Source organism: Phormidesmis sp. 146-12 (genome assembly GCF_052939495.1).
On record NZ_JBJPHS010000008.1, the window covers coordinates 63,063 to 87,314 of the forward strand.

Below are 24,252 nucleotides of genomic sequence, written 5' to 3' on the forward strand. Positions count from 1 at the left end.
GAGTTACTCCTAAATTGCCCTTAGATCACAACAGAAATCATCAAGAATTATCACAGGATGCAACACATTCTAAAGAGGACTGTCTGCCAGAATACAAAGTGTTAGGGTAACAGTAACACCCAAATCTTTAAGGGGAGAGCCTCTATGAAGCTTGTTATCCAGGGCAAAAATATCGAGATCACTGAACCGATTCGTGAGTATGTCAACCAGAAGATTGAGAAGGCTGTCAGCCACTTTCAAAACCTGACCACCGAAGTTGATGTACATCTATCTGTTGCTCGAAACCCCCGGATCACGCCCAGTCAAATCGCTGAGGTGACAATCTATGCCAATGGTGCCGTTGTGCGCGCCGAAGAAGGGAGCGAAAGTCTTTACGCCAGCATTGATATGGTTGCCGACAAGATTTCTCGACAGCTTCGCAAATACAAAGAGAAACGCTACGATAAGCGACACGAAGCCAAAACATCAGAAGTTCTAACCGATCAACCTGTTACCGAATTGTCCCTCGATCGCACCCCCGAACTTCCCGCCACTGTTTTACGAACCAAGTATTTTGCGATGCCACCGATGACGATCGCAGAAGCGCTAGAACAATTGGAACTAGTTGGACACGACTTCTATATGTTTTGCAACTCAGAAACAGGCGAAATTAATGTCGTTTATGAGCGAAATCATGGCGGACATGGCGTGATTCAACCCCGCAAAAACAACGGACACACTCACTCTAGTAAAAATGGAAAAGCCCACACAAACGGTCATTCAGCCGTCGATCGCGAAGGACACGCCGTAAGTTAGCGCCAAGGATTCCAAATCTCTAACGTTAGATCCCTGACTTCTTAAAGAGGTTGGGGATCTTGTGTTTGATAAGCTGTTTTATTGAACTCAGTTGTCATCACTTCAAAAACAACTTTATTAAGATAAACGGTTAATTTGATCACAAAGCGATCGCGCTACTCCATAATTCAGACATACCAAATTTTCTTCGAGATCAAAGCATTGATTGACCTGATCTGTTTACCTGATCAAAGGTTTTGCGAAAATTTCTGATCGACCAATCCGTGGATGAAGGATGTCGTCACTTTCTAGCTTTGCCCAAATTCTTGATCCAGCTTGGACAACCTTTAAGAAAAATTCGCCAATCGATCGCAGACTGCTTAATTTTTGAGGCAGTTGAGATGACTTACTTTTCTTTTCTTCACGGAGGAATGTATGAGCGATAGACTATCATCGGGTTCCCGAAGCGTTGCGATCGTGGGGCCCTATTTAAGTGGAAAAACAACCCTTCTCGAAAGCCTTTTGTGGGTGACAGGCGCAACGACTCGCAAAGGCAATGTGCAAGATAAAAATACGGTCGGAGACAGTGCCCCAGAGGCCCGCGATCGTCAAATGAGTGTCGAAGTCAACGCTGCCAGCACCCAATACGGCGGCGTTTCTTTTAATTTTCTCGATTGTCCGGGGTCAGTCGAATTTTCTCAAGAAACCTACAATGTGCTGATTGGCGTGGATGCCGTTGTCGTCGTGTGTGAAGCGGTGAGCGATCTCTTCGAGTTACCCGCAAGGGGTCGCGTTCTTAGCCTTGCGCCCTTATTCAAATTTCTCGACGATTGGGAGATTCCGCATCTAGTTTTCTTCAACAAAATGGATCGGGCTGATGTCGATTTTATGGAGGTTTTGCACGCACTCAAATCGATTTCTAGCCGGCCTTTGGTGCCTCATCAATATCCCATTGGGCGGGGCGAAACGCTCACAGGCTTTATCGATTTAGTCACCGAGCAAGCCTATCACTATCATCCCGGTGCCCCTGCTGACCGCGTGCCGTTTCCCAAAGAATTAAAGGAACAAGAAACGATCGCTCGCACTGAAATGTTAGAAACGCTGTCCAATTTTGACGACCATTTATTAGAAGAACTGCTCGAAGACATTGAGCCACCCGAAGCCGAAATCGTTCAAGATCTCAAGCTGGAATTGGGCGCGGATTTGATTGTGCCTGTGTTTGTGGGAGTTGCCGATCGTGATTTTGGCGTTCGTCCTTTATTGGATGCTTTGGTACGCGAAGCGCCCGACTCCGAAACGACCGCAGAACGACGCGGCATTATTCTCAGCGCCAGTACGCCGTTGGCTCAGGTTCTCAAAACCTACTTTACGCCTCAAGGGGGAAAGCTCTCGCTGGTACGGGTTTGGCAAGGCACGATTCAAGATGGCACAGTCCTAAACGGGGTGCGAGTCGGCGGCATTTATCGTCTAACCGGGCAACATCAGCAGGGGTTACAGTCCGCTCAGGCGGGTGAAATCGTCGCCCTGGGACGCATGGACGGCATCAAAACGGGCGATACGCTTACCTGTATCGAGGCCCAAAACGCGACGGAGTTGCCCAAAGCCGAGCAAATCGAACCCGTCTACGCCCTCGCCATCAACGCCGAAAAACGCAACGATGAAGTCAAACTCACCGGAGCCTTGACCAAACTGTTAGAAGAAGATCCTTCACTACACTGGCATCAACACGGCGACACCCACGAGATTATTCTCTGGGGTCAAGGCGAAATCCATCTGCAAGTGGCGCTCGATCGCCTTCGTCGCAAATACAATCTGCCCATGTGTACCCATTTGCCGCAGGTCGCCTACAAAGAAACGATTCGTAAATCCGCCACCTCTCACGGACGCTACAAACATCAGACAGGCGGACACGGACAGTTTGGCGACGTGTATTTGGATATCAAACCCATGTCACGCGGTCAAGGCTTTCAGTTTGCCGAAACGATCGTTGGGGGAGTCGTGCCCAAACAGTACATTCCAGGCGTGGAAACGGGGGTACGAGAATATCTAATTCGCGGCGCGTTGGGCTTTCCGGTCGTCGATGTGGCAGTAACTTTAACGAATGGGTCTTATCACAGCGTCGATAGCTCAGAGCAAGCCTTTAAGCAAGCGGCCCGATTGGCGATGCAAGAAGGATTGATCAAGTGTGAGCCTGTTTTACTCGAACCGATCGTGCGGGTGATTCTCTCAATTCCGACAGATTTCACCTCCAAAGTGCTGCGGCTGGTGAGTGGTCGGCGCGGTCAGGTGTTGGGTTACGACGCAAAAGCCGATTGGCAAGGTTGGGACGAAGTGACCTGTCTGTTACCCCAGGCGGAAATGCACGATCTGATTGTGGAACTACGATCGCTCACAATGGGCGTGGGTTCTTTTCACTGGCAACCCGACCACCTACAAGAAGTCCCTGACAAACTGGCGGAACGAGTTCTCTCAACGCTGGGAAATGGCAAAGAGAACGGTCGATCGCACAGCCATTAAACCTGGATTTTAATCTGGATTCGATGAAGTTTTTTCGCAAAGTTCTCTACTCGTGGGGGATTTAGGAGGCTGCTAGATTAACAACCGCAGCGAAAGATTTTATCGAATTCACGTTAATGTCAATTCGATGAGAGTTTTTTCGCTTCGTTGTTCACGGCTTCTGCCCCCCAACCCCCCAATTTTGGGGGACTTTCAGAGAGGAATTCTGGTTCAAAGTCCCTCACTCGTGGGGGATTTAGGGGGCGTTCCTGGATCTAAAAGCGAAGCGAAGCGTTCATCGAACTGACGTCACGTTAAAAGCGATCGAATCACGCGCTTGTTATAGAAAACTCAATCAAAAAGGGAGAGCGATCGCCATTCAGCAAAATCGTTCTCCCTTTTTTCAATCCAACGAATTTGAAATTTCTCCTCAACCAATTGCAGAGCAAATGCCCCTAAAATTCACAATCTAAAAACCAAAATCAAAAAATCAGAAAATTAACCAACTTCAACCACTGCCAGACAAACTTCTTGAGAGATGCCACTGTTTAGACTTACGGCCTGGTTTCTGACAGCGCTCCAAGCGATTTGATGAGCTTTGGTCTCTTCCCCATACCACTGAAGAGCAGAGTTAAACGCTACTCTGTAAAAGTGTTGAGCCGTCTCAGAAAGCTGATTGCGAATGCTCGCAGGTAACTCCTGATTGTTTTGGTACGACATCCTAGCCGCCTCCGGTAAGTGAGATAATTGTTTAGTATTGCTTGCAAAACTCAGAAATCTGCCTATCTTGAGGAATATCTTCGGAATTGGCATCAGAAAGCACTGCTACAGCTATTGCAACGCGATCGCAATGGATTAAAGGAGAAAACATTGATTACAGGCACTTTGAGAACCACTAAATCAGAAGAAATCTTTGCCGCTGCTCAAAAACTAATGCCCGGTGGAGTCAGCTCTCCCGTACGAGCGTTCAAATCGGTGGGCGGGCAGCCGATCGTCTTTGATCACGTCAAGGGCGCATACGCCTGGGATGTCGATGGCAACCAATACATTGATTACATTGGCTCCTGGGGGCCGGCCATTTGTGGTCATGCCCATCCCGATGTGTTAAGAGCGCTTCATGAAACGTTAGAAAAAGGCACCAGTTTTGGCGCTCCCAATGCCTTAGAAAATGTCTTGGCGGAAATGGTGATCGATGCCGTCCCCAGCGTCGAAATGGTGCGGTTTGTCAATTCAGGGACTGAGGCTTGTATGTCGGTTTTGCGACTGATGAGAGCCTTTACCAACCGCGAAAAGCTGATCAAGTTTGAGGGCTGCTATCACGGTCACGCCGACATGTTTTTGGTGAAAGCAGGCTCCGGAGTTGCGACGTTGGGCTTGCCCGATTCTCCTGGCGTTCCTAAATCGACCACCAACAACACGCTAACGGCACCCTTCAACAATCTGGAAGCGGTGAAAGCTTTGTTTGAAGCAAATCCAGGTGAAATTGCGGGCGTGATTTTGGAACCGATCGTCGGCAACGCTGGCTTTATTCCTCCCGAAGCTGGTTTCTTGGCCGGCCTGCGCGAATTGACCCGCGAACATGGCGCGTTGCTCGTCTTTGACGAAGTGATGACAGGCTTTCGGATCGCTTACGGCGGCGCACAAGAAAAGTTTGGCATCACGCCAGATTTGACGACGCTGGGTAAGGTGATCGGCGGTGGGCTGCCTGTGGGTGCCTATGGCGGTCGCAAAGACATCATGGCGATGGTTGCCCCGGCTGGCCCCATGTATCAAGCCGGAACGCTGTCTGGCAATCCGTTGGCGATGGCGGCTGGTATCAAAACATTGGAACTATTGCGCCAACCAGGGACGTATGAGCAACTCGATCGCATCACCTCCCGCCTGACTCAAGGGCTTCTGCAAGTTGCCAAAGAAACAGGTCACGTCGCCTGCGGTGGCTCGATTAGCGGCATGTTTGGCTTCTTTTTTACCGAGGGCCCGGTTCACAACTACGAAGACGCGAAGAAGTGCGACTTTAATAAGTTCGGTCGCTTTCACCGGGGCATGTTAGAGCAGGGCGTTTATCTGGCACCGTCTCAGTTTGAAGCGGGATTTACTTCCCTGGCGCATACCGATGAAGATGTCGATCGCACCCTGGAAGCCGCCAAAGCAGTCATGACCAGCTTGTAGAGAAATTTGAGTTCTGGCTTGAATCGCAACTCAAAATTAACTTGTAGATTCTGGTTAGCATAGAATATTCGACATCAGGGCAATCTTTTTGGGGTTGCCTTTTTTGTTGTAGTTAATCCGCGAAGCGAGTTAGCACGAGTTATTCCCCACAAGGATTAAAATCTAAACGTTGCGTTAGGGTTTCCGTAATTCCTCGGAGGAAATGATAGAACAGAGACGTGAATGATGTTTAGCGAGTTGCCCCGTGTCTAAACTTTTTCAGCGTCAATGGATCTTGGTTTTTGTTCTGACATTTCTAATTACTTTTGGCTCGGTCACGGCAACGCATTCTCAAACGCCTTCAAGTCGAGATGCGGTAATTCTTGAGGTCAAAAAGTCTGCCGATCGACATGTCAAAACAGACAGTTTGATGCAAACTTCGACGGTATTAAAGCGGTTTGAAAAGAATGACGCAGGATTGACTCCACCTGAAATTATTACAATTTACGAGGAGGAATACGCCCGACTCAAGGAAGCAAAGGAGGCTGACCCCTGGGAGCAGTTTTTACCGAAAGTGGGGTGGGTTGCCGCTGGTTTACTAGGTTTTTGGGCAATTTTTCGAGACACGATTAACACCTGGACGAAAACGCTTGCAGACAAATTCTTTAAGGCAATCTACAACCGATTTGCTGGGACGAAACTTTTCTGGGGCATTGCGCTCAAGAAATATCATCAGGCGTTGATTGGCAAATATCGCGAACTCAAGATTCCGTTTCGCTCCGCCGATCGACCGCTCAAAATGCAAGATGTCTATGTGCCGCTCAAGGTCAAGGGTAGCCAAAATTATGACTTAATCGATGCATATCAAGCGGTTTCGCAGTACAAGCGATTGATGGTGACAGGGAAACCGGGATCGGGCAAGTCGATGCTGCTCAAGTATTTGACGCTGAGTGAGGCAGAGGGGCGGTTGGCGAGTTTGCCAGATCAGCCTGTAGCAGTTTTGTTGGAGCTATTTCGCCTGAGTGATGGGTCTGAGATTTTGCCGCAGTTAGTCAAGGCGCTGGAGCGAGAGGATTTTCCACACGGGGAGAACTTTTTGCAGCAGGCGTTAGACAAGGGAACGATTTTGCTGCTGTTGGATGGGCTGGATGAAGTGGGAAGTGCTGCCCGATCGCAAGTCATTCAAAAGCTCAAAGATTTTCTCGATACCTATGAAAAGTGTCGGTTTGTGATGACTTGTCGATCGCAGGTTTATCAAGGCGAATTTAGCGATCGCGTCGATCGCACGTTAGAAGTCGTTGAGTTTACTGATGTGCAGATGCGGCGATTTCTCAAAGCTTGGGCGATGCCGCCAGAGAAGTCGATCGATCAATTAATGCAGACATTGCGTGATCGTCCTCGCATTCTCGAACTGGCGAGAAATCCATTGCTGCTCACAATCATCGCTAAATCCCCCAAAATTGGGGGACTTTGAACCGTAGATCATTCTTAAAATTGGAGAATTTTTCCATCTTAAAGTCCCCAGAATGGGGGATTTAGGGGGCTTTCCGAGATTTCACAACTCAAATCGGACTGCTATAGTTCAGCAATTTTCAAAGGGCTAGAATCTTCAACAAAGTCAGTTCGATGAAGTTTTTCGCTTCGTTAATGAACGCTTCTGCCCCCCAAGCTGCCAATTCTGGGGAACTTTCAAACAAGGTTCAAAGCTCATCGAACTGACATTAACTTCAGCAAACTTGATCTTCAATTAGTGCCATTTTTTTCTAGGGTGTTAGCCGTCTTGTCCCTATCGCGGTGCGTGCTGCCACTACTTTATAGTATGTATTAGCCGTTTCGTAGCAAGCAACTCGCCGCCGTACTCCTGGTCGGTGTTGTTGCCTGCAAGCTCTCCTCATGTTGGACAAGAAGCGTCGATCGCACTCTAGAAACCCTAATTGAGCCTGAAAGCGCCGTCTGATGCGACCTCGGTAATTCTGTAAACGCTGTCTGAGATTGAAATAGCAACGATCGTGAGCAACACAAGCCTCCCGAAAATTAGCAATCCCTGGAATACGATCAACTCCTGGTCTACTGCATCCGTCAGTCTCGAAACCACCACTAGTTGCACTACGCGCAGTTGCACTCATCGGTACAACGGCTTCCAAAGCCATTCCGCTTGATAAGACAACACTTGATAAGAAAAGTCCAATCCACTTGTCCTTAATGTTCATCTTTTCCTCTATTAGTCCTGTTAATTACAAAGCGCTATGTTGCTGAATGGAATCGTTCAGGTTCAAAAATTACGTTCCGAGATTGCAGTCGAGGGGGCATTGCCATCTGCTCCACGGTTTAATCTAGCGGTGTAATTAACCCATCGGGTTCTCAAGCCCGATCGCAGTTCTCTAAAGTTCAACGGATCATCAAATTTGTAGAAGACTGAGTTGCGCGTAAACTTGCGAGCATTTTGATCCCAACCGCCTCCCGTCGTGAACTTTAGGGTACAGGTGCAAGAAGGAATTCCTGAGAGAGTTACTTCTCGGTTGGCTTGTACATAAACAAAGCGGAGAGTTTTGCCAGAAGTGCGATCGACAAGTTTAATTGCCGCGTCAAATCGATTGCCGTTGATCACCCGCAGGGTTGCCCGTCCTCGTTTGTTTTGAGGAGACGTGATGTTTGTGCCGTTGGGCAATGAGCCAGAAGTACGACTGATCAGAATTGGTGCATGGAGCGATGAGACAGAGGATAGTGGCAGCGATCTAGCTTCAGGTTGATAGACGGTAATGCTAAATGCACTTAAACTGAATGCACTTAAAGCACCCATTACAAAGGGTTGCATGATGACTGATCTCCTATTGTGTTTCAAGTTGTGTTTCAAGATTGAATGTGAGCGCTCGTGGTTAGTTAGAGTCCACTAAGTTCCAGTTGTTTGATGCAAGTGAATATGGGTAGTTAAGGCAAGCGATCGCGCACCAGATCCCAAATCACCTTTTCGTATCGCCACTGTGCTGATTGGTTGGGATAGTTTGTACAGGCTTGCTGGAGTAGCCGATTTGCGGTGCTGCGATCGCCCTGTAGCAGAGTCAGCAGTTTCAAGTAAAGCGGATGGTCAGTAGAGAATGTAGGAGTTGGAGAAACGGGTGGCTGATTCAGTTTCCGCTTGGTTTCTGAGGACGGTTGGGCTTCGGATGAAGTAGATGATTGGTCGCGTCGGTAGTAGTAGTGACCGCTGGAGAAGCAGTAGTTTGGTTGACTGCTTGTATGAGATCTTGTGGTGGCTGGGCTTCGGTAGCTTGCTCATGGGTTGGCAGTTCCTCACGGCGACTCACCAGAAACAAGCTACTGATAAAAATGGTTAGATAGCTACTAGTGACAAACAGCAGCATCAGTACCAAAGGAAATGAAATTGCAGGCTCCGGTTTAGAGATGGGTGCAGTTCTCAATTGTGGATATGGCTCAATATTCTCTACTAATGCGTGAGATGTAAGCCTATTGAGTTGATTTGAAAGTTGACTTGAAATCGGTGGGATTGGCATCGTTGACTCCCTGTTTCAAGATGAATGGATTGTAGAGTGGAAGCGATCGCTAGAAGTGAAAGCGCGATCGCCCATCTTCTGAAATCGAAAAGTAGAATTTGCAGTTCGACAGCTAGATGTTGAAGGTGAACAATGTAGCTACTATCAGTGGAAATCAACCTACCCAAAAAGCTTCTTCCCTATCAATTCCTCTGCATTTAATCCGATTTAATGTGTAGCAGTGAGAACTATCCCGATTGCTCTACCAGTTCAAATTGGGACAACAACGACATCGTGACTAAATGACCAGCCGACCATCTCTCTATCCCTGAAGGACGATCGGACTGGTCTTTACCGATTAGAGTTTACACCGTCCGGCAGACACGCCTCTGCTGAGTGATTGGCACCCTCTCTATTTTCTGTCCACTTGATCGCATGGTGCGCCAACCGGATTGGGTGGGTACTCGGTAAGTCTGGGGGTTAGTAAGTACCCGTTGGTTCTTGTACCCGATGATAAAAGGCCGCATCTCGCAACGTCGCCGCCACGCAGGAGCCGGAGCACCCTGAAAAGAGCGACGGCGGTTGGATCGGGCGATTAGGGTTGACTCAACCTCAGTCCCCATAACAGTTGAATTCACAGCAGCAGCCATGTTGGGTAGTGCCGCAGTCGTAGCTGCCTTCGCGACTCCGATTTCTACTACACTCATAAGCAAACCGACAGTGCCGACCAGACCTAGTTTCAGAAATCTGTGCATAGTTGACATCCTCCAAAAAATACTTTGAAGAGCGAACAAGGGCGAATATAGTACAAAGACTCAGTACTTACCGCCTTTAAGAAACGATTCGGGCATCATCTGACTGAGAAGCGAATTCAGCGATTCAATGAAACGTTCAATACAAAACGTATAGGTACATTGCTGTCTAAAGCACAACTTCAACCTATGCTGAGAGTGTATTCTGGACTTATTCCCTAAAGCAAGAAAGGATGGGTAAGCTGGAAAGAGCTTAGAGCCTCGAATAGAAGCTTTGGGGAAAATGTAAATTGGGGAAATCCCAAAAATCCCCAAACTTTCTTGAATTCTGAGGTGACACCTGAGGTGATATCTATGGCAAGAGTGAGCTACGGCCCTAAAGTACAAGCCCGAGCCAAACACCTTCTAAGATCTCTACTCGCTTATGCAAATAATCCTGAAAGTAAGCGCAACCCCATTCCCGAGAAAGATCTTTCGATAAACTGGCGAACTGAACAGCGGTGTGTTGTTCGCACAAAAGTTAGAATCCTGGAAAAACTCTCGCAATTGCCAGACCACAAGCCTTTAACTTCACAACAAATTAGAGAATCGCTCAAATGCTACGAAGATTTTCTTAACATTTTGCAAGACCATCGGATGAAGGATCGAGGCTCAGAACACTGGCACTTTACTCTTAACTTGTGGCATCCCCATCAAGATGGTGGAGCGAACCTATCGCGATTTGACACTGAATGGAAGCAGCGCAAACAGCCTCAGCCGCGAGAAAGCCCTAATGGATTGAATGCTGCAATTTCACCAGCTTTGACGCAGAAAATCGGAACGATCGCAGGCGCACCCAATGTTTCCACCTTCTATGGGCGAACAGAAGAACTAGAAACGCTGAGACAATGGATGCTTGAGGATCGCTGTCGGTTAGTGGCGATCGTCGGCATGGGTGGCATTGGCAAAACGGCACTTGCTGCTAAATTTGCTTACTCTTTTAGGCAAACATTCGATCAAGTCATTTGGAAATCACTGCTTCAAGCGCCTCCATTAGAAACGCTCCTCTCAGAAATTCTTCAAACCCTCGTTCCAGAACAAAACATTCCTGATCACATACCTGATCGCATAGACACTTGCACAACTCAACTACTAAAACAATTGCGTCTAAAGCGCTGCCTCTTGGTATTAGACAACCTTGAGGCGATTTTACAAAACGGTGAGTTAGTGGGAATTTGTCGAGCAGGTTATGAAGGATATGAAGCTCTGCTTAAGCAGCTTACGGACGTGCCTCACCAGAGCATTGTTGTACTGACAAGTCGATACAAGACTAAAGAAGTCTTTGCGCGGGAAAGCGTAAAAACACTTCAACTCAGAGGACTACAAACACCTGAAGGGGAAGCCATTTTGCATCTAAACGAATTGTGTGGCACTTCAGAAAACAAACAACAGTTAATTGAGTCTTATGAAGGCAATCCGCTTGCCCTCAAACTCGCCTCAGCTTCGATTCGCGAGTTGTTTGATCGCAAGATTGCAACTTTCTTACAACAAGGAACCGCCTTATTTCTGGGAATCTCAAACCTGTTGGATAAACAATTTGAACATCTCAGTCCATTAGAACAGCAAATTCTATACTGGCTTGCAATTAATCGCGATTTCATTTGCATGACAGATCTACAGAACGACCTAATTTCTACTAGACCAGCAAAATTACTCCAAGCGTTAGAATCTGTGCAGCGTCGATCGCTCATTGAACAAAGCCAAGCTAGCTATACGCTCCAACCTGTTGTCATGGAATACGTCACTGAGCGCTTTATAGACCAAATTGTAAGTGAAGTGGAGACGCAAGACATTAAACTCTTCAACAGTCACGCTCTGGTCAAAGTACAAGCCAAAGACTACGTGCGAGAAACGCAAATTCGATTAATTGTTCAGCCTGTCATTGTTGCTTTAGAGAACAAGCTGAGAACAAAAGCTCGTATTGAAATCCGTCTTGAAGATCTTTTAGCTACTCAACAGCAGCAAGATCCGGGAGAGCGAGGGTATTTAGCTGGAAATATACTGAATCTTTTTAGAGAACTCAAAACAGATTTGAGCGATCGCGACTTCTCAAATCTAACCATCTGGCAAGCAGATCTTCGAGGCTTAAAGCTTCATCGAACTAATTTTGCAAATGCCAAGTTTGATCGGTCTAGTTTCACGCAAAAGATCAGTTCAATTCTTGCGATCGCGTTTAGCCCAGATGGTAACTATCTTGCTGCGGGTGACACGGGTGGCGAGATCTATGTTTGGCAAGTTGTCGATGGTCAAATATTTCGTGAATTCAAAGGACATACTCACTGGATCTTCTGCCTTGCATTTAGTCCTGATGGTAAAACTCTAGTCAGTGGTTGTGGTGATAAAACTGTAAAGTACTGGAATGCAGCGACAGAACAACTAACAGAACAACTAATTAGAACATTGCAATGTAAGGATGCGATTTTTTGTGTGGTGTTTAGTCCCGATGGTCAAACCGTTGCGATCGCCAGTGGAGATGGCACGATCGAAATCCGGAGTCTCAAAGGAGAACACTTAAAGGTATTTCGAGGACACACCGAGCGAGTCTGTTGCGTTGCATATAGCCCTGATGGACGCTTACTCGCCAGTGGAGGTGCCGATCAAACGGTGAAAGTGTGGGACGTTGATTCTGAACAACTACTCAACACGCTGCAAGGACACACAAATCAAGTTCGCTCTGTTGCCTTTGGCCCTGATGAAATCTTGGTCAGCAGTAGTGAAGATCAAACCATTAAGCGATGGGATTTTAAGACTGGGTATTGCATTCAAACATTAAGCGAACATACTGACTGGGTGGATGCGATCGCATTTAGCGCGGATAAACAACTGCTTGCTAGTGCCAGCGAAGATAAAATGATTAAACTCTGGGATGCTCAAACTGGAAAGCTTCTAAAAACATTGGGTGGACATAGAAGACCCATTAGAGCATTGACTTTTCACCCTCAGAGTCGAGTTTTGGCAAGTGGGGCCGAGCAATCCGTGAACTTGTGGGATGCAGACACCGGACAGATTTTGAAGACCTTCCAAGGCTTTGCAAATCCGGTTCATCGAGTCGTGTTTAGCTCAGATGGTCAGAGGGTGGTCAGTGCCCATGAAGACAGCGTAATTCGCGTCTGGAATCAACAGACAGAACAACCTCCGAAGACTTTAGAAGGACATGCAGGTTCAGTTCGTCGGATTAGCTTCGCCCTCAATAACCAACTCCTGGCGAGTTGCAGTAATGATCACACTGTGAAATTGTGGAACGTTGATTCGGGGCAGCTTTTAACGACGTTTCAAGGACATCAAGGGATAGTTTGGGCAGCAGCTTTCAGCGCAGATGACAAAACGATTTCTAGTTGTAGTGCTGATCAGACGATCAAAGTGTGGGATGCTTCGCAAGTGAAGCTGTCCGGGGAAAATGTGGTGGAGGTGAAGTCATGTCTTAGAACATTAGAAGGACATCAAGATTGGGTCGTGACAATTGACCTCAGCCCAGAGTGTCAAATGCTTGCAAGCGGAAGCTTTGATAAAACGATAAAGCTCTGGAATTCTGAAACTGGAGAGATTGTTAGAACCCTACAGGGTCACACCAGTCCAGTACTTACAGTTTGCTTTGACCCTAGCGGACAACTGCTTGCAAGTGGCAGTGACGACCTAAAAGTTAAGCTCTGGGATATTCAGACTGGGGACTGCTTGAAGACTTTGAACGGACATACCCAGAGCATTTGGTCGATTTGCTTCATAAATCTCGAAGGACGCGAAATTGTGGTCACTGGAAGTGCCGATAAAACGATTAAGCTGTGGGATGTTGAGACTGGGGAACACTTAAAAACATTAGAAGGACATACCAAGCACGTTCTTTCTGTTAGTTTTCATGACGACAGTCAACGGTTGGTCAGTGGTAGTGCAGATGGAACAATCAAATTGTGGGACGTGCAGACAGACCGATGCTTGAGAACCCTGGAGGTTGAGCGTCCTTATGAAGGGATGAACATTGCACGAGCATCCGGACTCACAGAGGCTCAAAAGCAAACACTCAGTGCTTTAGGTGCGATCGCTCAGTAGTTCGTGATTTCAGAAAACTTTAGGTTAAGGTCGCGTCAACTTGATGAAGTTTTTTCGCTTCGATGTTTAGATCTTTTACCCCCAACCGCCCAATTCTGGGGAACTTTAAATTCAAAGTTCTTTAGTAAGGGGTTTGGCGGCATTTTTAGTTGAAAGATCGCAGCGGGATAATTTATATCAACCCACAATTACTTTCCATAGCAGAGAGCCGATCGCGACCATTGCTAAATGCTGAGGTAATAGATTTTTGAACGGCTGACGAGCAATCTTTTGAGTGAGAAAAACACTCAGCCAGAATGAAAAAATTAACGTCACGCCTTGCAAAAATGAAATCACAGCGGGATCAGCAACGGCGATCGGAAGCGTCATGCCCTGCGTCTTTAACCCGAAGGTGGCGATCGTCACGGGAATGATTTGTCCTGCCTCGGTCAAACCTAATCTTAGGTAATGGGCTAGACTACTCCCCAAAACAAGCGGCAGATATCCATAAGCTAATTCTAAAAATGGACGAGATTTAGTACTGAGCCAACGATTTAGAGAATGGGCGGATAGTGCAATTACACCTGGAATCAGCAACGCTAAAGTAGACACACCTGCATGGATTCCGAAATCACTTAAATGTAAATTCCAACCAAACTGCTGCTCAATCTCTGGCAACCGATGGAGAAACACGGCACCGAATAGCAAAAACAATAGCGAAACTTCGGAATAACTGGGTGTGTGGGTTGTCCAGAGTTCAATTCCTGGGGGTCTGAGGTTGAGTTCGACCGATCGATGGGGACAGGCTTTGAGACAAGTCATACACAAAACGCAATCCTTGTTATCTTGCAGTTGCGCGGGATGTGAATAAACTGGACAACCACCCGTTTCCAGCCCTTCGCCTTTTTGCGGGCCACCTTTGTAACACTGATAAGTTGTACAGCTTGCCGAGCAAATTCCCTGTTGGGCGCGAAGTTCGATCATTGAAAGCTTGGCAAATAAACCATTCATGCCACCGATCGGACACAAATAGCGACACCAAAAACGACGTTCAAATAACATGGAAAAAACGACCGCTCCGGCTGTGATTAGAAGTAGCAAACAGCCCGATAAATAAGCGACATTTTCCAGATTCCACAACTCCTCCCAGAGTAAAATTAGCGCAAACATGCCAAACAAAAACCAACCGCCCCATTTTTCTGCTTGTTGACGCGGCCAGGATTGCAGTTGTCTAGGATAGATCCACAGTGAGATTTTTTGCGCCAGTTCTCCGTAAATCATAAACGGACAGACCGCACACCACGCCCGACCAACAAACGGAAACGCCACCAAAATCAACATCCACCACCACGCCCAAAACATACTTAGGGCAAAGTTTTGATCACGGCTTTGAGGTGCCAACATTAACACTGCAACGATCAGCCCAAAGAATCCCAGCGTGAATCCATAGTTGATGCGATCGGGATACCAGGGACTACGCAAAAAATGACGGAGTTTGGGATACGCATTCAATAGATTGATCCGAAATCGACGAGTCTTGGTGCCGACTGACCAAAACACTTCTTCGGTGAGTTCTGCGGCTCCGCCAGACTGAGCGATCGCTCGTTCGATCAAGCTTTGTAGCTCGGTCGAGTTGCCCGGAAAATCATAGCCTTGTAGCCGCCTGAGCGCTTCTGGAGTCACCTTCTGTTTGGGAATTGCTCTGGCTCGACTCGCCAAACTCAGGTAATAGTCCAACATCGCCGCTACATCTGCTTTCCGAACTCGCAACGGTGCAATTTTGATCGTATGTTTGATCAGTTTACAGCGCTCCAATCGTGGCAAAATTCGTTCAGAAGTCATCATAATTCGAGCGTCACAGTGGCGCGGTTCTTCTCGTCCGACGGGATGGTATTCGCCCGTGGCCAAAAGCTGCACCAACTTTTCCTCAAGCTCTGCGGGAATGTCTTCTAAATTGTTGAGCAAAACCGTTCCTCGCCCAATCCAATCGAGCAATCCGGGCTTATTCGATCGCCCAAACAATTCTGCCCCCGTCGATTGCAGCAAATTACAGTTCACCTTGATCATCGGTTCTTTGCGATCGCTCGACCCAAAATGAATCAACGTCGCCGCATTATCTTTCTCTAACCCCGGCTCCCCAAAAATCAACACAGGTTGACGATCGCTCGCCGCCTTTTTGATCTCCTGCCGCATCCGCACCGCATACCGACTTGACCCGACAATTCCCCGCTTCACCCTCGGCACCAGATAGGGGCGCAATGCAGTCTGGCGATCGCGCTCATACGCCAACTGAGACGAAACCTGCTGTAGCTCATCCGCTAACTGGCGAGAAAACGTTTGCGAAATTTCGGGAAACTGCTGCGTCAGACTCAAAAATTCCTCACGGGGAATCGTCCACAACACGCAGTCACTCAAAGTAATCGTCGTTTCCTGAGCAGGCTCGTTGAGCAACAGTTCCTTGAGATAAAGTGTCGCACCTGGCAACAATCCCGATGCTCTGGCAACACTCGCCTGACTGGTTCGATAACGCTCAATCCTGCCCGCATAGAGAATGTACAGCGCAGGGGGCGGCGTGTCTTCCAGCACGAGACGGCGATTTTCCAAAACCGATTCTGAATGAAGGGCGATCGCGATCGCTGCCAACGTCTGATCAGAAAGTGATCCTAAAGTTGTGTTTTGTTTGAGCCAATCCTGACGTTCTGCGGGTTCCATGCCTGTGCCTTTGATGCGTATCTTTTGATTAGCACGATCGCACGACCCATCCGCCAGACAAAAACTAAACTTCATCGACAGCCCTTTTCAGGAAGATGGCACCGCCCATCAATTTTTAAAGCGATTTCGATAGCAAGGTCAATATCTCGTGTTCCTCGACTTTCGCCATGCAGCGAACTAGCAACCGACCCACTCACGTTGCTGACTGATTCTATCTAAGTTAATAAATAGGTTCTATCTTGCCTCGTTTCAATGACTGAAAACCTACGTTCAGGAGGAAAGCGGATTTTCTACCAGTTCACCTGCGATCGCTCGTGTAAGACTCGCCCATAGACCGCCTCGGTTTGCTGCGCTAACTTTGCCCAATCAAATCGCCTGGCCAGATCTTTGTAAGCGTTATCGACCAGCCATTGGGCATATCGGGGATTTTGCAGCACTTCTAAAATGCCCCAGGCGAGAGAATCTGGATTGTTGGTTTGGGTGACGACCCCCGTTCTTAGATGGCGCACCACCTCTGGCAAACCGCCCGTATCCGAGACCACCACAGGAACCTTCGCCGCAAAGCTTTCTAACGCCACAATGCCAAACGGCTCGTAGAGACTGGGAAAAACAGCACAGTTGGCGATCGTCTGAAACTTATCCAAATCCTCATCGGGCATAAACCCTGTGAAATAGCACTTCTGCCAAATTCCCAGATTCCACACTTGCTGCTTGAGGTGATCGGTATTGCCCCCGCCGATAAAGACAAACTTCACTTGATGATTCATCGCTCTGATCACCTTGGGAGCCGCCTCGATCAGCACCGCCACGCCCTTCTCATGACTCATGCGCCCCACGTAATAAACGATTCTCTCCTCATCGGCCGCAAACCGTCGCCGAAAGCCCCAATAATCAAAATCAGGGTGAGTCTGCTTCTTCTCAGCGCGAATCCCGTTGTAGACGACATCAATTTTGTTCCACGGGGTATCGAGCGATCGCTCGACTTCTCGCCGCATGTAATCCGTACAAACAATCACCCGCCACGCATCGTAAGAGAGCCGCTTTTCTTTTTGACTCACATAGCGCTGCGCTTCGGTATGAATGCCGTTGTAGCGTCCAAACTCAGTCGCATGAATGGTGGCCACCAGCGGAATTTTGAAACAGAGCTTAAGGGCGATCGCCGCATCTTCAACCAGCCAATCGTGCGCGTGAATAATATCAAAATGGCCCTCTTCTTGAATCAGTTTGCCGCCGTGTTGCCCCATACTCTGATTCATATTGGCGACCCAGTGAAAGAAGTTGTCGCTCTCACCCACGCTCACCCGATGCACCTGCACCCCATCCACCACCTCATAATGAGGAGCCTGTCCAAACTGCACCGTGATTAAATGAATCTGATGCCCCAGTTTGACCAGTTCAGGATACAGTTCTGCAACATGTCGTGCGATCCCGCCCACAATGCGCGGAGGAAATTCCCAGGTCAACACCAAAATCTTCATCAGCCCCAATTTAACTCTCTGATTCAAAGATAATCATTACTTTAAAGGGATGAAGGATGAGGGAGGAGGGATGAAAGAGAACTGTGAGTCTCTAGTCAGGTCGCACGATGGATGCTGATACCTAGATCGCTCCGCTACATCCCCTTACAGGGACATGGATTTAGAGTTGCACATCGCGTCAATTAAGTTTTCAACATCGAAAGCCATCCCTCATCCCTCATCCCTCATCCCTCATCCCTCATCAACTGTCCCAGAACGCGATAGTCTATTAATTAGCAGATAGTTATAAATTGTTCTCCTTGCGATGATCAAAGCTTGGGCGGATAAACTCTGCTTCATTTCAGTCTAAAGTTGACAGTATATTAGGTTTAAGGTTCCCTTTGGAAACTTAGCTTACCAGGTGACACTGCTCATTAAGCTCTGTTACCTTGATTGCAAAGCCAGTTCGATTCGTCTGTTCTAACGATTCATGAGAAATGCAGGCACCTCCTGAAAAGTTAACAAATCCTGAAGTGCCTCTACAGATTCTGCTGTTTGTAGATCGTCGCCCCAATTCTCGCGAGCAGATTCAGCAGATCCGTCGCTTTTTAAAAGAACTGAGCGCAGAGTATCCGTTTGACCTTCAAGTTATTGATGTCAGTGAGCAGCCTTACCTGGCAGAGCATTTTCGTTTGGTGGCGACACCCGCCCTCGTCAAGACTCACCCCGAACCCAGACAGACCCTGACGGGAACTAACCTCGTTGCTCAGTTAAAAGACTCCTGGGTGCGCTGGCAACGATCGGCTGAGGACTACTTGAATCAAGCGATCGAGCCAGAACCCGATCTTACCGAAGTCTCCAATTCTGACAGCGAGTTGCCCAAAGCGTCTTCTCTGATTTACTCTACTGAACTGTTGCAGCTTTCGGATGAGATTTTTCGCCTCAAGCAAGAAAGAGAAGAACTTCAGGCGCAGCTTCAATTTAAGGATCAGATTATTTCGATGCTGGCGCACGATTTGAGAAACCCGTTGACGGCGGCTTCTTTGGCGATCGAGACGCTAGAAATTGGCCACAACGCCAGAGAAGCTTCTCGCCTGACGACTGCTCTGACGACTCAGCTTCTCAAACACGCTCGGACACAGATTCGGACAATCGATCGCATGATCACTGACATTCTCCAAGCGGCCAGGGGCACCAGTTCTGAGTTACACATTCAACCCAAACGGCTCGATCTGGGGGTGCTGTGTGAAGATGTTTTGCAGGACTTAGAAGAGCGCTTTAAGACCAAACTGCAAGTTATCGAAACTGACATTCCCACGGATTTGCCCCAGGTCTACGCTGACGAAGAACGAGTGCGTCAGGTGTTAATGAACATTTTGGACAATGCTGCAAAGTACACGCCTTTGGACGGCAAAATTCACGTCTCAATGCTGCACCGCACGACCCAAAAAGTACAGGTGAGCGTTTGTGACAACGGGCCAGGGGTGCCCGAAGAAAATCGAGAGCGGATTTTTGAAGATCACTACCGTCTTCAGCGAGACGAGGCGCAGGATGGGTATGGGATTGGGCTATCGCTCTGTCAACGGATTGTACGATCGCACTATGGCCAGATTTGGGTCGATTCGGTTCCCAACCAGGGCAGTTGTTTTCACTTTACGCTGCCAGTTTATCGTCCCCAAAGGTAGGAAGTTCTGTGGTGGGTTTCACAAGGCCCAACATACGCTACTCATATCTTCGGGCGGCGTTGCTGAATCAGGGGATGAATTGCCCCAAAGCGGCGGGAAACCCAAGGTTCAAATTCCCCATTTTTGGAGGAATTTAGGGGGCTGCCCTAATCACCGTAGCGAAAGATTCTATCGATTTCACGTTAAATCAGAGGCTCGATCGCACTTAACGCTGACCGGGAGGCGTAAAAGAAGTAGGCGCAGAAAATGAGTCGTCTCCAAATTCGCGACAAAACCAGATGCTCAACTCCCAGGCAGATTTGAGATGCTTGAGGGCAACGTGAGATTCGCCTTTGTAGTCGTGGGCGGCCTGGTTTCCGATACGACGGATGTCTTGCAGCTTGCGGTGAATTTCTTCTGGTAAATAGCCCGTATCAAAGAGGCGATTCAGCAGATCAAGTTGAGATTCCTCCAAAACGGGGGGTAGCGCTACTTTTTTGGCAACGCTCTGGGCCAGCAATTCGCCAAACTGCCGCAGTTTCATCAGACCAGTGACGGGATCGTCGCTTAAATATTTTTCTGCCAGCGAGGCCAGCGTTGCGAGTTGCGGCTCGTAGTCCTGCAAAAAAGCAAAATTCGCTGAAGTTGAGCTATCTGAGGCGATCGCAGGCTGAAATGAGTTGAGCAAGCTGATGGTTTTGTTGTAGTTTTTCCAGTCTTGTCGGGCACAAAATTGACTGGCTGCGATTTGACGATCGTGGATTGCCTGCTGCATATCTTCTTGATGAGCGTAGGCTTGAGCGCGACCGAGATAGGCTTCGGGGTATTCGGGCTGTAGCTTGATGGCGTGAGAAAAATCAATCAGCGCATCCTGATAATTGCCCATTGCGCTCTCAATTTGGCCGCGTCCGACATAGCTCATGGCATCTTGAGGATTCATCTGTAGCGCCTGATTGAGGTCAGCTTTTGCGCCCAAAAAGTCTCCTATTTGTAGACGAAGTTTGCCCCGGTTGCGGAGGGCGATCGCATCCTGTGGATTGAGCTTTAGGGCTTGGTTGAGGTCAGCGATCGCGCCTTGTTTGTCACCCATTTTGCTTTTGACGATCGCTCGACAACAATACACCGTCGCATCTTGAGGATCGGCTCGGAGCGCCCAGTCTAAGTCTTGCAGCGCTTGGGCACAGTTTCCGTTTTCGGCCCTTTTGAGAATGTTGGCCAAAAGTTGGGCATGAGAGGGCATCTCGATCGGCGGTTCAGGCTCCGATGGGGGCGGCGATGGTTGAAGCTGCTCGATTTTTTGCAGACAACGGCGACAACTGTCAGAATCTTTTGCCAACAGATAGAGGTGAGCGGCGGTCTTAAAGCTACCAATTGCGGCTGGACGCATCATCAGTTTTTGCTCGATCGTGCCCTTCAGTTGGTGGGCATCGGCATCTTTGGGACTACGACGAATGGCGGCCTGTACGTCTTCTAGCGCTCCAGAAAAGTTTCTCAACTCCAAGCGACCCAGAGCGCGGGCATAATAAAACTCACTGCGATCGCTATCCTGGTTGAGCGCGGCTGTGTAGTCAAAAACGGCAGCATGAATATTGCCCAACTCAAAGTGAGCGAGTCCTCTGCGATAGTAAGCCTCGGTGAGATGAGGAGTGAGGGTGACCGCTTGACTAAAGGTTGCGATCGCGCTTGAGTAGTCTCCTTGACGCGCTTGCTGAATGCCTTGATCGAGTAGAGATATCTCCATGAATGACGATCGTGATGGTTGACAACACTATATCTTAGAGAAGTTTGAAAAGGGTCTAGCGCTGGTTGACTGACAAAACTCCTGAAACCCTCTTCTTGTAGGGTGGTGTTGAGCAAAGCGAAACCCAACCGTCGCCTCTCTGGTACGTCAAAGATTCTTATTAATTTTGGCTCAAATACCCTCATCAGACGTGATTTATGAAGATATTTCTAGCCCATTTTGCAAAGCTGCGAATTTTAGCGATCGCTCTGCTAATTGTTGGTGTTTTTTTTAGATTCACGAATCTTGATAAGAAGATTTTTTGGCTTGACGAAGCAGCAACTTTGTTTCGGGTTTCTGGATATGCCGAGACTGAGTTAATTGCTTCATTTTCTTACAGCCGTGTCGTCCGCGTCAGAGAGTTGGCTCAGTTTCAGCGGCTTGATTTAGAAAAGCAGAAAATGGATATTGTCAAAAATTTAGCGATAGAAGAACCACAGCTTTCACCACTTTATTTTGTCATTTTACGATTTTGGATTCAATGGTTTGGGCACTCGATCTGGGCGATTAGAAGTTTGTCAGTTTTGATTAGTTTGTTGATTTTTCCTGCTCTCTACTGGCTTTGTTTAGAGTTATTTCAGTCATCCTTAATCGGATGGGTCGCAGTAGGAATTGTTGCTATTTCTCCTTTCCATGTTTTGTTTGCTCAAGAAGCGAGACCTTATTCTCTCTTTTCACTCACGATTTTGCTTTCTAGTGCAGCACTTTTGAGAGCAGCCAAACACCCAAATCCAGCCAATTGGGCGCTCTATACGGCGACCATTGTATTAGGAATTCATTCATACTTGCTTTTTGGTATGACTGCGATCGCTCACGCAATCTACATTAGTCTTTATGAAGGCGTGATCAATAAGCTCCAACGTAAAAAGGTGTTAATCAACTATTTAGTTTCCAGTGTATGCGGACTTCTTATTTCTCTGCCCTGGCTCTTTTTAGTAATCGTTAATGTCGCCAATATTCCCCAATTAAATGATACTAACAAATCATCATCAGGAGGACTGGGAGCCTTTCGAGAGCTTATTGGTGGCATCAGACAAACATTCTTTGACTTTACATCAGATGCTTTTTCTAGCATCCATTTTTTTGGTTTAGATATCAACTTGTATTCACTTTCAAAGATTTTGTATCCTTCTCTAAATCTCGTCTTTATCGCTATCATTGGCTACGCTGCACATACACTTTACTATCATTCAAAGTCAACGTGGCTTTATGTCTTGCTGCTGGGCGGTACTGGAGCATTGTTTTTAGCGTTATTAGGAAAAATCTTGCCTCGCTACTTAGTTGCCACTTATTTGAGTGTTGAAATTTCAATTGCTTACCTGATGACCACCAAACTGCTTTCTACCAGAACTAAAATCATCAAAAATCTGTTTTGGAAGGGCGTTACAACTGCTCTAATTGTGATGGGAATTGTTTCTTGCTGCGCGATCGCTCAAGCAGATACCTGGTGGAGCAAAGGCAATAGCCAAAATCTTCAGCTTGCAACCTTAATCAATCGATCGCCCAAGCCGTTACTGATCAGTGATGCCATCCCTTTAGAGTTGCTGTCTCTCAGCCACTACCTCAACCAAAAGGTCAGCCTACAAATACAACCGCAGTGTGCTTTTTGCCTAAATTCAACGGCTAAAAATCAGCCTGTCGCGATCCCAAAGATTCCGATCGCTTTCAGCAGTCTCTTTTTATTTCGTCCGTCTAAAGCTTTAAGAAGTGAACTTGAAAAAACCTACAGATTGTCTCCACTTAAAGCAGAAAAAACCACATTTGAAGAGGTTTGGAAATTGGAAAAGAACTAGATATTGTAGAATTTTGTGCAGGCTTATTGCTTTCTGCCTTGTTGCTTTTTGCTCAATCGCTAAGGTTCAGCATAGTCGTTGAGATAGCAATCGACTTTTTGCCAAACTTGATCAACTTCTAAATTAAGCCAGCTTTGTACAACCACAAAGAAATGATTGCTGTCGGGGCTAAATACTTTGTCTACATCCCAGCTATCAAAGCCTTCTTTGTACCAAACCGAATCGTCTTCAGCATAGAGGCAATTTTCGACGCGAATGTGATGTCGATCGAAGCGATCAGTTTCTTCCAAAAAGATGTAGTAGAGACCATATTCTGTCCAGGGGATGGAAACCGAGAGGAACGATCGCCAACCCAGTAGTTGACTACGACGTAAGGAATCTTTGGGCAAAAATTGAGCATAAAACTTCAACAAAGTGGCTCTAACTTCTCGCTTAGTGCCAGGAAACTTTAGCTGTTGATAAATTTGTGATAAGTAGTCTCGTAGCTCAAAAATTCCTTGTTTGCTCAAGACGGCTGGTGTGACATTATGCAGCAGATCGCGGTGACGAGATTTGAGTTTCAAAACTTGCTCTGCCCAGCCATACCAATCAGTCTGCGTGTTTCTTTCAACCGAGTGAATAAAGCAAACGCCTTTTTCATTTTGCACTAAATCACTGTAGTGAACTGGTTTAGTACAAATTACATCGGCATCTAATGTTAGATAAAAATCGGTTTCGATCTTGTCGGCGATCGCGATTTTGATAATCTGCTGTTTGTACCATCCAGGCACAGACTTAAAAATGCTAAATCGACTGCCGCAAAAAATCTTAAACTCAGGCACTAAACTTGATTCTGCAATCACACAATAGCGATCGTCTTGAATCAAATCTCTAATCTGCTCAAACTCACGATCGGGCGTGACAATCCAGCATTTCCCCAGATCTTTGAAAAACCGTTTGAAGGACTTATCTAAAATCTCAAACCTTGGATAATCTTTTAAGGTCAAAGGTAAGACCGCATCAATTTTTTGAGCATCCTTCTGAGCATTCACAGGCAAATTCCTCAAGTCTATGCACCTTGCTAAAGGAGATACTAAGCTGACTAACCACCCTCAATCCTGACATAGACCCTATAAATTTTGGG

At 47.3% G+C, this 24,252-nt stretch carries 18 protein-coding genes; 8 read left to right on the plus strand and 10 right to left on the minus strand.

Annotation, left to right across the window (positions count from 1 at the left end; all coding sequences use genetic code 11):
* Positions 1-144 precede the first annotated feature (144 nt).
* The 3 genes from hpf to ACKFKF_RS05695 all read left to right on the plus strand — a co-directional run bounded on the left by hpf (position 145) and on the right by ACKFKF_RS05695 (position 3,291).
* Complete coding sequence (hpf, locus tag ACKFKF_RS05685; protein ID WP_446866782.1) at positions 145-795, plus strand: ribosome hibernation-promoting factor, HPF/YfiA family; 651 nt, start codon at positions 145-147, stop codon at positions 793-795.
* 236 nt (positions 796-1,031) lie between these two features.
* The gene (locus ACKFKF_RS05690; protein WP_446866783.1) at positions 1,032-1,220 is read left to right on the plus strand and encodes a hypothetical protein; all 189 of its coding nucleotides are present in this window, start codon (positions 1,032-1,034) and stop codon (positions 1,218-1,220) included.
* Positions 1,210-3,291 (plus strand): elongation factor G, encoded by a 2,082-nt coding sequence (locus ACKFKF_RS05695; RefSeq protein WP_446866784.1) that lies wholly within the window; start codon positions 1,210-1,212, stop codon positions 3,289-3,291. The genes ACKFKF_RS05690 and ACKFKF_RS05695 overlap by 11 nt, the downstream gene beginning before the upstream one ends.
* 477 nt (positions 3,292-3,768) lie before the next feature.
* On the opposite strand, the gene ACKFKF_RS05700 is transcribed toward ACKFKF_RS05695, so the two are convergent.
* Positions 3,769-3,990 carry a ChaB family protein gene (locus tag ACKFKF_RS05700; RefSeq protein ID WP_446857264.1) on the minus strand — a complete coding sequence of 74 codons (222 nt, stop codon included), beginning with the start codon at positions 3,988-3,990 and terminating at the stop codon, positions 3,769-3,771.
* A gap of 27 nt (positions 3,991-4,017) precedes the next feature.
* On the opposite strand from ACKFKF_RS05700, the gene hemL reads away from it, so the two are divergent.
* Positions 4,018-5,439 (plus strand): glutamate-1-semialdehyde 2,1-aminomutase, encoded by a 1,422-nt coding sequence (gene hemL, locus ACKFKF_RS05705; protein ID WP_446866786.1) that lies wholly within the window; start codon positions 4,018-4,020, stop codon positions 5,437-5,439.
* A gap of 244 nt (positions 5,440-5,683) precedes the next feature.
* Positions 5,684-6,892, plus strand: coding sequence for an NACHT domain-containing protein (locus ACKFKF_RS05710; protein WP_446866787.1), 1,209 nt, complete (start codon positions 5,684-5,686; stop codon positions 6,890-6,892).
* Between the two features lie 289 nt (positions 6,893-7,181).
* Here ACKFKF_RS05710 and ACKFKF_RS05715 read toward each other — a convergent pair whose 3' ends face one another.
* The 5 genes from ACKFKF_RS05715 to ACKFKF_RS05735 form a co-directional block, all read right to left on the minus strand.
* Positions 7,182-7,628, minus strand: a complete 447-nt coding sequence (locus ACKFKF_RS05715; RefSeq protein ID WP_446866788.1) for a phospholipase A2 — start codon at positions 7,626-7,628, stop codon at positions 7,182-7,184.
* Positions 7,629-7,690: 62 nt separating this feature from the next.
* Positions 7,691-8,233 (minus strand): hypothetical protein, encoded by a 543-nt coding sequence (locus ACKFKF_RS05720; RefSeq protein ID WP_446866789.1) that lies wholly within the window; start codon positions 8,231-8,233, stop codon positions 7,691-7,693.
* Positions 8,234-8,346: 113 nt separating this feature from the next.
* On the minus strand, positions 8,347-8,490 hold the full coding sequence (locus ACKFKF_RS05725) for a hypothetical protein (protein ID WP_446866790.1): 144 nt from the start codon (positions 8,488-8,490) through the stop codon (positions 8,347-8,349).
* 53 nt (positions 8,491-8,543) lie between these two features.
* Positions 8,544-8,930: a hypothetical protein gene (locus ACKFKF_RS05730; protein ID WP_446866791.1), complete on the minus strand. Its 387-nt coding sequence runs from the start codon at positions 8,928-8,930 to the stop codon at positions 8,544-8,546.
* Positions 8,931-9,274: 344 nt separating this feature from the next.
* A complete protein-coding gene (locus ACKFKF_RS05735; protein ID WP_446866792.1) occupies positions 9,275-9,664 on the minus strand; it encodes a hypothetical protein in 390 nt (129 codons plus the stop codon).
* A 351-nt stretch (positions 9,665-10,015) separates the two neighbouring features.
* Here ACKFKF_RS05735 and ACKFKF_RS05740 point away from each other — a divergent pair, with 351 nt between their 5' ends.
* Entirely contained in the window at positions 10,016-13,744 is a 3,729-nt protein-coding gene (locus ACKFKF_RS05740; RefSeq protein WP_446866793.1) for a WD40 domain-containing protein, read from the plus strand.
* A 177-nt stretch (positions 13,745-13,921) separates the two neighbouring features.
* Here the strand turns inward: ACKFKF_RS05740 and ACKFKF_RS05745 are convergent, their stop codons facing one another.
* Together ACKFKF_RS05745 and ACKFKF_RS05750 are read right to left on the minus strand one after the other, a co-directional pair.
* Positions 13,922-16,510 (minus strand): sigma 54-interacting transcriptional regulator, encoded by a 2,589-nt coding sequence (locus ACKFKF_RS05745; RefSeq protein ID WP_446866794.1) that lies wholly within the window; start codon positions 16,508-16,510, stop codon positions 13,922-13,924.
* A 215-nt stretch (positions 16,511-16,725) separates the two neighbouring features.
* On the minus strand, positions 16,726-17,940 hold the full coding sequence (locus tag ACKFKF_RS05750) for a glycosyltransferase family 4 protein (protein ID WP_446866795.1): 1,215 nt from the start codon (positions 17,938-17,940) through the stop codon (positions 16,726-16,728).
* A gap of 449 nt (positions 17,941-18,389) precedes the next feature.
* On the opposite strand from ACKFKF_RS05750, the gene ACKFKF_RS05755 reads away from it, so the two are divergent.
* Entirely contained in the window at positions 18,390-19,577 is a 1,188-nt protein-coding gene (locus tag ACKFKF_RS05755; protein ID WP_446866796.1) for a histidine kinase, read from the plus strand.
* 205 nt (positions 19,578-19,782) lie between these two features.
* Here ACKFKF_RS05755 and ACKFKF_RS05760 read toward each other — a convergent pair whose 3' ends face one another.
* On the minus strand, positions 19,783-21,297 hold the full coding sequence (locus ACKFKF_RS05760; protein WP_446866797.1) for a tetratricopeptide repeat protein: 1,515 nt from the start codon (positions 21,295-21,297) through the stop codon (positions 19,783-19,785).
* A gap of 197 nt (positions 21,298-21,494) precedes the next feature.
* On the opposite strand from ACKFKF_RS05760, the gene ACKFKF_RS05765 reads away from it, so the two are divergent.
* The gene (locus ACKFKF_RS05765) at positions 21,495-23,129 is read left to right on the plus strand and encodes a glycosyltransferase family 39 protein (protein ID WP_446866798.1); all 1,635 of its coding nucleotides are present in this window, start codon (positions 21,495-21,497) and stop codon (positions 23,127-23,129) included.
* A gap of 59 nt (positions 23,130-23,188) precedes the next feature.
* Here ACKFKF_RS05765 and ACKFKF_RS05770 read toward each other — a convergent pair whose 3' ends face one another.
* Complete coding sequence (locus ACKFKF_RS05770; RefSeq protein ID WP_446866799.1) at positions 23,189-24,160, minus strand: DUF6492 family protein; 972 nt, start codon at positions 24,158-24,160, stop codon at positions 23,189-23,191.
* Between the last annotated feature and the right edge of the window lie 92 nt (positions 24,161-24,252).